17 protein-coding genes are annotated in these 12,951 nt (G+C 33.7%); 12 read left to right on the top strand and 5 right to left on the bottom strand.

What is annotated here, in order from left to right:
• Positions 1–41: 41 nt before the first annotated feature.
• Positions 42–392 (top strand): Asp23/Gls24 family envelope stress response protein, encoded by a 351-nt coding sequence (locus BK579_RS16550; protein WP_169891167.1) that lies wholly within the window; start codon positions 42–44, stop codon positions 390–392.
• 126 nt (positions 393–518) lie between these two features.
• On the opposite strand, the gene BK579_RS16545 is transcribed toward BK579_RS16550, so the two are convergent.
• On the bottom strand, positions 519–875 hold the full coding sequence (locus BK579_RS16545) for a YugN family protein (RefSeq protein ID WP_078547359.1): 357 nt from the start codon (positions 873–875) through the stop codon (positions 519–521).
• Positions 876–1,131: 256 nt separating this feature from the next.
• On the opposite strand from BK579_RS16545, the gene BK579_RS16540 reads away from it, so the two are divergent.
• Together BK579_RS16540 and BK579_RS16535 are read left to right on the top strand one after the other, a co-directional pair.
• Positions 1,132–1,566 (top strand): CBS domain-containing protein, encoded by a 435-nt coding sequence (locus tag BK579_RS16540; RefSeq protein ID WP_078547358.1) that lies wholly within the window; start codon positions 1,132–1,134, stop codon positions 1,564–1,566.
• 279 nt (positions 1,567–1,845) lie between these two features.
• Positions 1,846–2,919: a CAP domain-containing protein gene (locus tag BK579_RS16535; RefSeq protein WP_078547357.1), complete on the top strand. Its 1,074-nt coding sequence runs from the start codon at positions 1,846–1,848 to the stop codon at positions 2,917–2,919.
• A 207-nt stretch (positions 2,920–3,126) separates the two neighbouring features.
• On the opposite strand, the gene BK579_RS16530 is transcribed toward BK579_RS16535, so the two are convergent.
• Together BK579_RS16530 and BK579_RS16525 are read right to left on the bottom strand one after the other, a co-directional pair.
• Complete coding sequence (locus BK579_RS16530) at positions 3,127–3,486, bottom strand: hypothetical protein (protein WP_078547356.1); 360 nt, start codon at positions 3,484–3,486, stop codon at positions 3,127–3,129.
• Positions 3,487–3,508: 22 nt separating this feature from the next.
• Positions 3,509–4,006 (bottom strand): PaaI family thioesterase, encoded by a 498-nt coding sequence (locus tag BK579_RS16525; RefSeq protein ID WP_078547355.1) that lies wholly within the window; start codon positions 4,004–4,006, stop codon positions 3,509–3,511.
• Positions 4,007–4,191: 185 nt separating this feature from the next.
• Between BK579_RS16525 and ylbD the strand changes: the two genes are divergently transcribed.
• From ylbD to BK579_RS16510, 3 genes are all read left to right on the top strand, one after another.
• Positions 4,192–4,593: a YlbD family protein gene (ylbD, locus tag BK579_RS16520; protein WP_078547354.1), complete on the top strand. Its 402-nt coding sequence runs from the start codon at positions 4,192–4,194 to the stop codon at positions 4,591–4,593.
• Positions 4,594–4,614: 21 nt separating this feature from the next.
• Complete coding sequence (locus BK579_RS16515; RefSeq protein WP_078547353.1) at positions 4,615–4,854, top strand: YlbE-like family protein; 240 nt, start codon at positions 4,615–4,617, stop codon at positions 4,852–4,854.
• Positions 4,855–5,063: 209 nt separating this feature from the next.
• Positions 5,064–5,498 carry a hypothetical protein gene (locus tag BK579_RS16510; protein WP_078547352.1) on the top strand — a complete coding sequence of 145 codons (435 nt, stop codon included), beginning with the start codon at positions 5,064–5,066 and terminating at the stop codon, positions 5,496–5,498.
• A gap of 175 nt (positions 5,499–5,673) precedes the next feature.
• On the opposite strand, the gene BK579_RS16505 is transcribed toward BK579_RS16510, so the two are convergent.
• Positions 5,674–6,486, bottom strand: coding sequence for an ATP-grasp domain-containing protein (locus BK579_RS16505; RefSeq protein ID WP_078547351.1), 813 nt, complete (start codon positions 6,484–6,486; stop codon positions 5,674–5,676).
• Between the two features lie 237 nt (positions 6,487–6,723).
• Between BK579_RS16505 and BK579_RS16500 the strand changes: the two genes are divergently transcribed.
• The 4 genes from BK579_RS16500 (at position 6,724) to coaD (ending at position 9,616) form a co-directional block, all read left to right on the top strand.
• Entirely contained in the window at positions 6,724–7,167 is a 444-nt protein-coding gene (locus BK579_RS16500; RefSeq protein WP_078547349.1) for a YlbF/YmcA family competence regulator, read from the top strand.
• A 729-nt stretch (positions 7,168–7,896) separates the two neighbouring features.
• Complete coding sequence (locus tag BK579_RS16495) at positions 7,897–8,172, top strand: YlbG family protein (RefSeq protein WP_078547347.1); 276 nt, start codon at positions 7,897–7,899, stop codon at positions 8,170–8,172.
• A 384-nt stretch (positions 8,173–8,556) separates the two neighbouring features.
• On the top strand, positions 8,557–9,138 hold the full coding sequence (rsmD, locus tag BK579_RS16490; protein WP_078547345.1) for a 16S rRNA (guanine(966)-N(2))-methyltransferase RsmD: 582 nt from the start codon (positions 8,557–8,559) through the stop codon (positions 9,136–9,138).
• On the top strand, positions 9,131–9,616 hold the full coding sequence (gene coaD / locus BK579_RS16485; RefSeq protein WP_139365114.1) for a pantetheine-phosphate adenylyltransferase: 486 nt from the start codon (positions 9,131–9,133) through the stop codon (positions 9,614–9,616). The genes rsmD and coaD overlap by 8 nt, the downstream gene beginning before the upstream one ends.
• 41 nt (positions 9,617–9,657) lie before the next feature.
• Here the strand turns inward: coaD and ylbJ are convergent, their stop codons facing one another.
• Positions 9,658–10,872 (bottom strand): sporulation integral membrane protein YlbJ, encoded by a 1,215-nt coding sequence (gene ylbJ, locus BK579_RS16480; protein WP_078547341.1) that lies wholly within the window; start codon positions 10,870–10,872, stop codon positions 9,658–9,660.
• Between the two features lie 236 nt (positions 10,873–11,108).
• Between ylbJ and BK579_RS16475 the strand changes: the two genes are divergently transcribed.
• Entirely contained in the window at positions 11,109–11,897 is a 789-nt protein-coding gene (locus tag BK579_RS16475) for a patatin-like phospholipase family protein (protein WP_078547339.1), read from the top strand.
• A gap of 1 nt (position 11,898) precedes the next feature.
• On the top strand, positions 11,899–12,912 hold the full coding sequence (locus BK579_RS16470) for a SepM family pheromone-processing serine protease (RefSeq protein ID WP_078547337.1): 1,014 nt from the start codon (positions 11,899–11,901) through the stop codon (positions 12,910–12,912).
• Positions 12,913–12,951: the final 39 nt, after the last annotated feature.

The following is a 12,951-nucleotide window of genomic DNA, read 5'->3' as shown; positions in this document are numbered from 1 at the left end:
ATAAAGTAGATGATGGTAAGATTGGGAAGGAAGGTGATTTTTTGTTAAAGCAAGATCTAAGTCATGGTACCCTTTATATAACCGAAGAAGTTTTGTCGATTATCACTTCTATTTGTATTAATGAATTTTCCGGGATTTCAGTATATACAACGAAATTTGGTCCGGAAATTATACAAAAGATAACAAGTAATTTTAATAAGAATAACATTGTGATAAAACAGAATGAAAATGAGATTGTAATTGAGGTGAAAGTTTCAATTTCCTTTGGACTTAATGTGATTCAATCTTGCGAAAACCTGCAAGAGCTCATAGTTAATGAAATTGAAGAAATCACTGGTTTGCATGTAACAAGCGTTCATATTATTATAGAGGACATTAATACTGTAGCATAAACAAAAAGAAGTTGTTTTTGAAAGGTTTGAAAGCACAATAAATTATTCCATAATACTCACTCCAAGGAAGTGAGTATAGGAGAAATGATGTGATTCACTCTTTCAGTTCAACTTCTTTTTTGCATATTATTTAATTTTTTCTAAATCTAATTTAAGTTGATTCAATAAACGTGTCGATTGCTCCACAATTACTTTTGGGAATTTTTCTCCCTCACCATACTCGACTCCATGAGGATAATAATGTTTCCCTAATAAAGGAGTAAGCAACTTTATGATCGCATGTTTTCCTTCCACTTCACCTTCAGTAGTATAACCTTGTACTCGAAGGTAGAATACTTCATCCTTTAACTCAAACTTTTTATCATATGTAACTCGCTCATAGTCCCATTGTCCCGCAAGTACAAAACCTAATTCCTTCATGACATCATTTAAACGTTCTAACTCGACAGTGGCATTTTCAATACCAGTATTTTCAAATTTCATTTCAATGTCCCTCCTATACAACTAACCCGATAAATGTCTTCTGTATAATAATAGTATGAAAATCTTTAAGTTGCAATCTTAAGATGTTAATCACCGATGTTGTGCCCAAATAATGCGGAATGTTCTCAGTTTTTTTAGTTGTTTTTATGTATAGTATTGATTGCTGAGCGAACATACTAGTTATTGACGTCGTTTTGATTTTGACGTTAGGTAAATGATGCAATCAAATTAATGTTTACTAAGGAGGTTTCATTAGATGAAAACTGTACGTGATGTAATGACGTCCAATGTAGACTGTTGTACACCATTAGATAATGTGTATGAAGTTGCTGTTAAAATGAAGGAATTAGATGTTGGGGCAATTCCCATTGTTGATAATGAGTCTAATACATTATTAGGAATGATTACAGACCGCGACCTTGTAATCAGAGGATATGCTGAGAAACGATCGGGATCTAATCAGGTTACAAATGTTATGAGTGAGGATGTAATCACAGTTCCACCTAACACTTCATTAAAAGAAGCATCGGGTATAATGGCTGAACATCAGATTCGACGTCTTCCTGTTGTCGATAATGGTCAACTAGTAGGAATTGTTTCATTAGGTGACCTTGCAGTTGAAAAAATGTCTAATGAAAGTGCAGGTTATGCATTAACTGAAATATCCGAAAGTGAACAAGTGCATCATTAGAAAAAAGGCACCCTTTTGGGTGTCTTTTTTTTATTCATTTTATGTAGGTATAAAATAGGGAAAAGTGTTAGTGTCTGTCAAAACCAGACACTAACGCCTTCGGCTATATTGTTAGGCTAACCTCCTCTGAAGACGTTCTGAGATAAACTGAGTCCTTTAACCCTACCAAGATGGAATCTATTATTTAGTAAAATAAATAGAGTAAGTAGTAATAAATCTAGTACACATTAATATAATGATAGAAATAAAGGGAAAGCAAATAAAGAGAGGGGTAGACTTTTGAAAAACACAACAATTATTATTGTATTTCTATTCATTATTTCTAGTATTTATTTCTATTCTACTAATAGAGAGATCAAGCAAGTAACCAAGGACAATGATTCAAATGTTATCGCTCCTTTACCTAACACAGATAAAGAATTAACTGAATCTCTTGTCCAAAATACTAAGAGTACACAAAGCCAAATTAAACAAGGGATACTTACATATATAGGCATGTCAATTGAGGAATTACAGGAGGTCCTTGGTGAACCAATGAGAATTGATCCTTCTTCTTATGACTATGACTGGTGGGTATACAATGAAGATTATGAAAAATACTTACAGATAGGTGTGGAAGGAAATAAGGTAGTAACCATTTTTGCAATCGGTGAACAATTAGAAATAAGTCCATTTAAAATAGGGCAGTCTTTCGCTGAGATTAACAAAAATTATTCGTTTGAAAAATCAATTGCTTTTACAGCCCAAAGAAACTCATATCGTTTTGAGTTAAATGAGGATGAAAGAAAAACAAGACCCATTATTAAGATGGGAGATGTATTTGTACAACTATATTTTGATAATTTTACAGAAAAGCTTTCAAGTGTAAGGATGATGAATGCTGATACCCTAGTGAAACTGAGGCCATATGAGTTAATTTACCGAGGGGAGTTACTATCTGCTCAAGAGCTATCCGACAAAGAATGGAAAGAGGTTGAAAGGGGGAATGAGGCACAAATATTAGACATTACAAATGTGATACGACTAAGACATGGTTTAGGGATAGTTAAATTAGACGAACAAACCTCAAAGGTTGCTTATAAGCATAGCAAAGATATGAATCAGAGTGACTATTTCTCGCATACATCTCCTACTACTGGTGGGTTAGCCAACCGTCTTGCTGAAGGGGAAGTAATTTATCAATTGGCAGGTGAGAATATCGCTGCCATGTATGTAGATGGGATAGCTGCAGTAGAGGGGTGGCTAAATAGCGAAGGGCACCGTGAAACATTGCTTAATGAAAAATTCACCCATTTAGGTGTAGGGGTATTTGAGAAGCATTACACTCAAAATTTTGTGCAAAAATGGGAATGAAAATAATTTACAAAGGCTCTATTCTGAAAGTTTCTTTCTAATCGACCTAGTTTAAATAAATAGATACCTTTATTTTCTTAGGATGTTTTTACATTTAAAAAGAAAAGATACCACTCGAATACGTTCATAGTGAATGTAAAAGACCTATCAAAAGCAACAAAGTTTATGAAAACGGCCATTATAAAAGAACTTGGTATGACAAAAAAGTCATACCTTTGTTCTTTTATATGTAGAAAATCGAAAATGATCATCTTCCCAGTACCCCTTAAACACATAAGTCTGTCCCAGTTCTATGTTTGGTGCTTGATAATTAGTTGTTACAGGATCAACTCTCTTAAGGTATAACACTGTATTATTTCTTTGTATAATTACATTTGTTTCATTTATATATTTTCCATAATAAAAGCGTTGTCGTTCACTAGTAGTTTTTTGTACTTTCCCTATAATCTCTGTGGCTTCATCAATTTGGTTGATTAATAACCACTTATGATGATATTTTTTTGCTTCTTTTTTTGATTTTATATAAAAAAACAAAAAGATTGCTGGAATTACAATCGCGGCAACCAAAATTCTCCCCTCCGATTACACATCATTTAAGCTCATGTTTGCGTTTGATAATAAAGAAACTTCCAGTAGCATGTGCCATTAATTTTCCATCTTCTCGATAAACTTTTGCTTCTGTAACAATTAAATTAGATCCTTTATGGATAAGTGATGCAATGCACTTTATGAAGGATCCTAAACCAGGAGCCAAATAATTGATCTTTAATTCTGTCGTAACAGCAGCTTGGTGATTAGGAAGTAATTTGAAAATTAAAGACCCCATTGCAGAATCAATTAAAGTGGCTGTTATTCCACCGTGAACTATGTTTAGCGAGTTCTGAATGATTTCAGTATTAGGTATAATCATCTCAAGTTGATTGTCAACAAAATTACTCTGTACTTGAAGGAGTTCTCCTAAATAAGATGAAGAGGGCTTTTCTTGTTTTCTGATTAACCCATTTATGACCTGTTCAAAGGTTTTCTTTTCCAGATCCGTTGCCTTGCTATAGTAATCGTTTATTTTATGTAATAGTTGCTCATCCACGTGAAAACACTCCTACTCACTAATGTCTTTCCCAACTATTTTAACAATTAATAACGATAGACTGCAATTTTTATCTATTCCGTGGAGGATTAAGTAATTCGTTAAATAATCTAAATGGGCGAACTTTTTCTTATGAAGGTAGATAGTATATAGTAGGCGAATGCAATAAGATGAGGTGAGTACGTATGGGAAAACAAAAAGTACATCCAACCATTGAGGAGTTTAAAAATTTTGTTAAAAAACATCCGAAGTTGATTCAAGAGGTACGTAATGGTAATAAGTCTTGGCAGGTCTTATATGAAGATTGGTATTTACTGGGAGAAAATGATGATACTTGGAGCAAATATAAGATGGAGTCTACAAAGGGTAATGATGAAGAAAAAGATAAAAAATCTGATTTTATCGAAAAGTTCTTATCAACGATTAAAAACGTGAAGATGAATGATGTGCAAGAACAGATTACGAATGTTGGAAGTGCAATTACTACGATACAACAGGTAATCCATCAATTTCAGGGTGGCTCAAAAGACAAATCAATCAATAATGAACCAGAGCAGAAGCACCCCTTTGCGTTTAGGAAGGATTAATACTAAAAGGGGAGGATTCTATTGCGTAGGGATGTAGTTGACTGGTTACAAAACGATAAAAAGCTAAACTTATTTGTTCGTCATAACCCAATTTGGTATAGAAAACTTTCTAGAAACCCACATAACAGACAACAATTAGAATTACATGCTAAGAATTATTATAAACAAACTATACCACATAAAGTTGAGAAATTTTCAAATTCACTAGGTTTTGCTTCAATGATGATGGAAATGTATAAAGCTATGAGAAATGGTGACTAAGATTTGTAGGCAAGATAAGCGCCCATGTAATTATCAAGCTTAAGCAAGGGATGATTGAGGGCGCTTACTTTCTATTTTAGTTCCGTTTAAAAGGTGGACAAGGCCAGTTGCTGGGCCGAATCCAGATCTATTAAAGAATTATGATTTGATTTCACCTGAATGATTAATGACTGGACAAGCTGTGAAAGCTATAAGAAAGGAGTGATGTAATGAAACAAGGAATTTTCATTGTGTTGTCTTTTTTTATAGTAGCAGGGTGTACAAATGATAAGCCAGTACCAGAAGCCTCATATCCAGTTGAAGTGGATTTTAAGGAGGATAACGTCAGTGAGCAAAACATCCAACAGGTAAGCACGATGAAAGTAAATCCAGAACGTAACCGCTTAATGATTCAGAAAGAAGTAGTCGGCAAAAATGTGTATGTAGAGTGTTTTATTTCTAATTTTTCTTTTCGAAAGAATAATCTGAATGAGGACTTTGGCTTTATTGAGCTTTTTGTGGACGGAAAAAAAGTGGATGAAATTATGACTGCGGCTTTCATTATAAAAGGATTAACAAAAGGAACGCATTTAATTAGAGTTGATTTAAACAAAGTCTCAGCAGACAGAACGTTGAGTGAGGAATTTGAAGTAACCATTAGATAATAAAAAGGCTTTTTTTTGAAAGATATTGCTGCTAATTAAACTAATTTGCCATTTATACAAGACATTAAATGTGATAATGGGTTTGATTTGCCTAAGAATTTTAAACCATGTTACGGAAATTGCCAGTAAAAGAGACGATGTGATTAGATAAACCCAGATCGTCTCTTTTAAAATTTTAAGAAATCCTTTCACCACTTATAGGTGCGATAGGTCCTGGGAATGGATGTTGTTTTAAAAGATACTCATATATTTTAGATTCAAGCGAAACTGGAAGGTTGATAGTTCCTTGATTGCCAAAAAGTATATTGAATTCTAATATATATGGTTTATTGTTACTATACATAATATCAAAACCCGCATGGTTTATATTTAGTTGTTTGGCAACAGATAAAACTAACTCACATGCATCTTGTGGAATAAAGTCATAAGATATATCTCCACCTCGGGCTACATTATGAAGAAATTCACCATTTGCACCAATTCGCCAATAGGCTGCTACGATTTCGTCGCCGATAATACAAACTCTTAGGTCTCTACCATCATTTTCTAAATATTCCTGTATATAAAAAGTATCAACTTTGGTTGCATAGTCTAAAAAATCTTGTTCATTTTCAATGAGGAATACACCTTTACCCATCGAATTTCTACTTTCTTTTGCTACAAACGGGAAAGGGAACGTATTTAAAACTGAATCAATGTTTGTTTTCGTGTTTCCTAAAATCTCTGTATACGGTACATACTCTGGGCAAACTGTCCAAAGTGCTCTAGTCATTTCAATTTTGCTATAGCCTAATTGAAGAGACTGAATACTAGGGAAGATTTGTTTGTTTAATCCATAAACTAAGGAGTTTACTTGCCATGTTTCTGGAAATAATAAGAAGTCTGCATTTTTAATTCGTTCCATTTCACGGAACATCTGCTCAGGTTTTATATAACTAGTATTAGGCATTCCTATAGTTCTAAAAGGATTGAATGTTATAAGTTTCATTAATGTCCTCCTTTTCTGAAATGTGAACGAATGAATCTAGAAAATTATAGTGTGTTTCAGATTCATTAGTCAATGGCAAATTTTCTAGATTTGATTATGAATGTATTTCTATAAGGTAATGTTTAGCAATAAGAAGATTAAATCTTTATCTTGTCTGCATTAGAAAACGATTCATAATAAGGGAAAATGTCGCTATAATTCTTTTTTCATGCTATATTAAATGATGGAGGTGAAAATATGCTTGCTACATTAGAAAGACTAGAAATACTTGATTTTACCGATGAGATAGCAAACATGATCCTACAATCTGAGTTGATGAACGAATATCATCGTTCTTTATATACGCTTAAGCATGATAAGGAAGCACAGGAACTAATTTCTCAATTTGAAAAGATGAAAGAGCATTATGAGGACGTACAACGATTTGGGAAATATCATCCTGACTACCGCTCTATTACACTAAAAACCCGTGAATTAAAAAGAAATCTGGATTTAAACGAAACAATTGCTTCTTTCAAAAAAGCAGAACAAGAAATTCAGACACTTTTAGATGATTTAAGCAGGTTAATTGGAACAGCTGTTTCCGAACATATAAAGGTTCCTACTGGCAATCCTTACTTTGACTCATTATCTTCTTGTTCAGGTGGTTGTGGTAGTGGAGGAAGTTGTGGATGTAAATAGAACAAAGGCTTGATCGAGTAAATGAACCTTTTTTTTGAAAGCCTAGTAGGCTTTAAACATGTTCATTTGTTCGATCTCTTTTTTTAGTATCGGCTGCTTTTTTCGTCAACTTTGTTGCTTTTAAAGGTCTTTTATAATTACTATGAACTAGGTAGCGTGGCATCTTTTCTTCTTAAATTTTTACTATAACATCAAGCGGTTAGTGTATCCTTCCTAAAAATAAGTCAATTAGCAATAATTTTTCAGAAAAGAGCCTTAGTATAGGCTGTTTTCGTAAACTTTGTTGCTTTTAAAGGTCTTTATAATCACTATGAACTAGGTAGAGTGGCATCTTTTCTTCTTAAATTTTTCTATAACATCAAGCGGAATAGTGTATCCTTCCTAAAAATAAGTCAATTAGCAATAATTTTTCAGAAAAGAGCCTTAGTATAGGCTGTTTTCGTAAACTTTGTTGCTTTTAAAAGTCCTTATAATTACTATGAACTAGGTAGCGTGGCATCTTTTCTTCTTAAATTTTAACTATAACATCAAGCGGTTAGTGTATCCTTCCTAAAAATAAGTGAATTAGCAATAATTTTTCAGAAAAGAGCCTTAGTATAAAAGGAATATATTGTTAACCTGTTCTTAGTTATGCTAGACTAGAAATAAATTTAAGGTTGATTTCGCTAAGCTTTTAACCCGCCCAGATTACAGATTTTTTGGAAGAGGCATTATAAAAGGAGAATAATGATGTTTGGACAAAGGCAAGGTATTATTGTATATTTACATTCATTGAAACACATCAAATCAATGAGAAGGTTTGGAAATATCCACTATGTCTCGAAAAGATTAAAATACATGGTTATTTATAATGATATGGAGAATATCGAGTCAATTATTAATAAACTTAATTCTTTGCCATATGTAAAACAGGTTGAACCTTCATACAAACCATTCCTAAAATTAGAATACGAAAATTCAAATCCTGACAAAGCGAAAGAATATGATTATAAAATTGGACTTTAACTTTTTATTTTGAAAAAAGTGATTATATTTCAGTATTGTTTGAAACATGCGAAAAAAACCCTGCAGAGATCACTCTGCAGGGTCCTTCTATATCTATGGGATCTTTGTTACGAACAAGTGCCCCCATAGTAGAAGGCAAAGGGAGAGGAGAAACCGGAGGAAGAACTTATGGGGAAACGTAAGTCTTCTCCGCGGTTGGCAACAACATCCATTGATGTTGTCTTTACTAATTATGGCCAAATGAAATCACAGTATACATACAGAACATGTTTTTTTGTAAATTGAAATACTTTTAAAGAACTTTTATAGCATCTCTAATGGGTTTATGATAGGATATGATTGGTAAAAAATAAAAATGGATTCTATTAATGTGGTGATTAAATAATGAGAGTAATATCTGGCACCTGTAAAGGCAGACCATTAAAAGCAGTACCTGGAACAACAACAAGACCTACAACCGACAAAGTAAAGGAAGCAATCTTTAATATGATCGGTCCTTTTTTTGACGGAGGGGAAGCCCTTGACTTATTCGGTGGCAGTGGTGGTTTAGGAATTGAGGCTTTAAGTCGTGGTATTGATAAGGTTATTTTTGTGGATAAGGAATTTAAAGCTATTCAAACAATTAAAGAAAATATTTCAAACTGTGGTTTTACGGATCGAGTTGAAATTTATAGAAATGATGCAAATAGGGCTCTAAAAGCAATCATAAAAAGGGAAATACGTTTTGATTATATTTTCCTGGATCCACCATACAATAATAATCAATTGAAAGCGCTTATCGCTATGATTGCTGACTATCATCTTTTAAGTGAAAATGGCTATATCGTTGCAGAACATGACCATGAAATGAACCTCCCCGAAGTTATAGGTAATTTATCAATTATTAAGAAAGAAAAGTATGGAATTACTGCTATTACTGTATATCAAACCCAAGGTGAACCGGAAGGGGGAAGTGAACTTGACTAGAATAGCCGTTTGTCCAGGGAGCTTTGATCCAATTACATATGGCCATCTGGATATAATTAAACGAGGGGCCAATGTATTTGATGTAGTCTATGTAGGAGTATTAAATAACTCTACTAAAAGTCCGCTTTTTACTGTAGAAGAAAGAATAGAGCTTATAAAAGAGGTAACAAAGGACATACCGAATGTGAAAGTTGATGCGTTTAGTGGCTTATTAGTGGATTATGCTAGAGAAAAAAAAGCAAATGTTATTCTAAGAGGCCTCAGAGCCGTATCAGACTTTGAATATGAAATGCAAATAACGTCAATGAATAGAATTTTAGAAGAAGATATAGAAACATTTTTTATGATGACTAATAATCAATATTCGTTTTTAAGTTCAAGCATTGTAAAAGAGGTTGCAAAATATAAAGGAAATATCGCAGATTTAGTTCCAACTGCTGTTGAGAATGCTTTGATGTTAAAATTCAAACAGAATTAAACAAATAGACCCATTAGCTTAATGCTTAATGGGTCTATTTGTTAGTTTTTCACAAGTCTTTTAGTGAAAACCCCTATGTAAATTAATAGTGAAATGATTGTCACTAATGGACCAATACTGATCATACTCTCCCAAAGTGGAACGAGTTTCGTCTCAGTGTGATATTGAAAAAACACGGTGACTGAGTGATTAGCATTTGATGGATCTTGTAAATTTAAATATAGTGGCTTCCATAGTATTAGTGTTAGAAACGCAGCAATAAAACCGTGAATGATTCTTGCAAAGAAAAAAGGTTTAAAACGTATATCTGTTTCAGCAAGGATACTAGCTACCTGTGCTTGTACAGAAAATCCACAAAATCCTAAGATGAAGCTAGTAATAATCATTTGGTATAACAGTGTGACACTAGTCTGGCTAGTCAATTGGCTCCCAAGTGTAATCTCAAATAAACCTGAAATGAGTGGTAAACTAAGTTCTGTTGGCAGGTTGAATAAAACTAAAACAAAGGATAAAGCAACGGAAATGGCCTCTGAAATATTTACTAGTGAAAGCAGTCTATTAAAAACAGAAAACAAAATAATAAATCCTCCAACCATTAATAAAGTTTGAATGGAAGAGGTGACCGCATCCCCGAGAAGCTTCCCGAATGGTCTTTTCTCATTTAAGCGGGTATGATGTAGGGTCCTTAATGCTTCTCTAAAGTATGTTCCTTTTCGTTTTTCATTCTCGTTTAATTTCTCCTTCGGGCCATAAAATCTCATGATTAGTCCAACACAGATATTGCCTAGATAGTGAGCAACTGCTAATAATATTCCTACTTGAGGATTATGAAAGAATCCTACTGCAATCGCTCCAAAAATGAATAATGGGTTTGAAGCATTGGTAAAGCAAACCAACCTCTCCGCTTCATATGCTGTAAGTTGTTTTTCTTGTCTAAGACGAGCGGTATATTTAGCTCCCGCAGGAAATCCTGAGGCTAATCCCATTACCCAGACAAAACCTCCTACTCCAGGTACTCTAAATAAAGGTCTCATAAGTGGTTCAAGTAAAACTCCGATAAATTTAACAATTCCAAAACCGATTAACAATTCTGAAACAATAAAAAATGGTAATAGTGATGGGAATACTACTTCCCACCACATACTCAATCCTGCTTTTGAAGCATCTAAAGCATCCTTTGGAAATGATATAAGGGCAACAGCTAGTAGTGTTGCGCTTGTTGCTAATAATATTGTCTTCAGCCTCGATTGTACCAATCTAACATCCTCCAAACTCTTCTTTCTATACAGTTGCTTTAATGAAATGATAAAATAAGGTACTATTACATCCTAGTTATTTAGAAGCTAGTAATAGAAATTCATATATTTAAATATACGTGTATAGGGTCACACTTTAGACCATAAGATTGTACAAGATATAAACATTACAAAAGATGATTGGGTTGTACCTGGTATGAAAACAAAAGATTAGCTTCTAAATGGGGTGTGTTTACTTGAAAAAACCTAAGATTGGATTGGCATTAGGTTCGGGTGGAGCAAGGGGATTTGCTCATCTGGGAATTATAAAAATCCTTAAAGAAGAAAATATTCCTATAGACTTGATTGCTGGTAGTAGCATGGGAGCACTTGTTGGTGCATTCTATGGAGCGGGGCAAGATATTAATAAATTGTATAAGCTTGCAAATGCATTTAAGAGGAAATATTATCTTGATTTTACAGTTCCTAAAATGGGTTTTATTGCTGGTAATCGTGTGAGAGAGCTTATCCGTATCTTTACAAAGGATAAAACAATTGAAGAATTAGATATCCCTGTTTCCATTGTTGCTACTGACTTATTAAAGGGAGAGAGAGTAGTGTTTAATAAAGGATCAATTGCTAAGGCTGTACGTGCAAGTATTGCCATTCCCGGAATTTTTGTCCCTGAAAAGGTAAATGGTCGATTACTAGTGGATGGTGGAGTAGTTGATAAAGTTCCAATCTCTGTAGTCAAAGAAATGGGAGCTGATATTATTATTGCTGTTGATGTTTCTTCTGTAAAAATAAGTGAGGAAATTACGACCATATATGATGTTATCCTACAAAGTATAGATATCATGCAAAATGAGATTGTTAAATATAAAGAACTAGATGTGGATATTATGATCAGACCTCTTGTCACACAGTATAGCTCTCGAGCATTTACAAATATTGATGATATCATAAGGTTAGGGGAAGAATCAGCTAAAGAGATGCTTCCACAAATAAAGAGTGTTATTGAAGATTGGAAGGAGCAAAATAAATAATATGAATAAATTTTATATCAGATCTTTTATACTCATAGTCGTTATTGCACTTTTATCATTTATCCAACTACCTTATTACGTAACAAAACCTGGAATGGCTCAAGAGTTAAGGCCTATTATCCAAGTTGAAGATGGATTTAATGAAGAGGGGAGCTTCATGTTAACGACGGTAAGAATGGGAAAAGCGAATATTTTTACATATTTATGGGCGAAAATGGATGAATTTCATATGATATACCCAGTTAAGGATATTCGAAGATCAGGCGAAAGTGATGAGGAATACACAAACCGCCAGCTTTATCTAATGGAAGATTCAAAGGAATCGGCAATTACCGTAGCTTACAGTGAAGCTGAAAAGCCAATTAATTACATTTACCGTGGCATTTACGTGATGAGTATTATTCGAGGTATGCCAGCAGAAGAAGTCCTGAAGATAGGAGATCGTATCTATAAGGTTGATGGGCTTGAATTTCAAACTTCTGATGAGTTTATTGAGTATGTTTCCGAAAAGAGTGAAGGTGAAGAAATTGAGTTAACCTTTAAACGAAATGAGCAAGAAATGACAACACCACTATTAATCTCACCATTCCCGGATAATCCTGAAAAAGTTGGAGTAGGGATAGCACTTACAACTGATCGTGAGGTAGAAACGACACCGTCAATTATGATAGATACTGAAAAAATTGGTGGTCCTTCTGCAGGTTTAATGTTTTCCCTTGAAATTTATAATCAACTTGTAGAGAAAGATATTACTAATGGATTAGACATTGCAGGGACTGGATCAATTAAAGATAATGGAGAAGTAGGTAGAATAGGAGGTATTTCACAAAAAATCGTTGCGGCAGACAAATCAGGTGTAGATGTATTCTTCGCTCCAAATGAACAAGGAATCCCAAATTCAAATTACAATGAGGCACTAGCTGCTGCCAAGAAAATAAAAAGTGAGATGAAGATTGTTCCAGTCGATACATTTGACGATGCTCTGGAATATCTTGAGAGCTTGAATGATAACTAACCAAATAGTTATTATTTCCAATAATATAAATGACATATA

Origin of the sequence: Litchfieldia alkalitelluris (assembly GCF_002019645.1) — a bacterium.
Lineage (GTDB): Bacteria > Bacillota > Bacilli > Bacillales > Bacillaceae_L > Litchfieldia > Litchfieldia alkalitelluris.
This window is presented reverse-complemented; position numbering and strand designations above follow the sequence as displayed.

Excerpts from the sequence above, each read along its gene's own strand:
- BK579_RS16545 (WP_078547359.1), bottom strand. The coding sequence starts at position 875 with ATGAAATTTGAAAATACTGGTATTGAAAATGCCACTGTCGAGTTAGAA.
- BK579_RS16540 (WP_078547358.1), top strand. The coding sequence starts at position 1,132 with ATGAAAACTGTACGTGATGTAATGACGTCCAATGTAGACTGTTGTACA.
- ylbD (WP_078547354.1), top strand. The coding sequence starts at position 4,192 with ATGGGAAAACAAAAAGTACATCCAACCATTGAGGAGTTTAAAAATTTT.
- BK579_RS16510 (WP_078547352.1), top strand. The coding sequence starts at position 5,064 with ATGAAACAAGGAATTTTCATTGTGTTGTCTTTTTTTATAGTAGCAGGG.
- BK579_RS16505 (WP_078547351.1), bottom strand. The coding sequence starts at position 6,486 with ATGAAACTTATAACATTCAATCCTTTTAGAACTATAGGAATGCCTAAT.
- BK579_RS16500 (WP_078547349.1), top strand. The coding sequence starts at position 6,724 with ATGCTTGCTACATTAGAAAGACTAGAAATACTTGATTTTACCGATGAG.
- BK579_RS16495 (WP_078547347.1), top strand. The coding sequence starts at position 7,897 with ATGTTTGGACAAAGGCAAGGTATTATTGTATATTTACATTCATTGAAA.
- rsmD (WP_078547345.1), top strand. The coding sequence starts at position 8,557 with ATGAGAGTAATATCTGGCACCTGTAAAGGCAGACCATTAAAAGCAGTA.
- BK579_RS16470 (WP_078547337.1), top strand. The coding sequence starts at position 11,899 with ATGAATAAATTTTATATCAGATCTTTTATACTCATAGTCGTTATTGCA.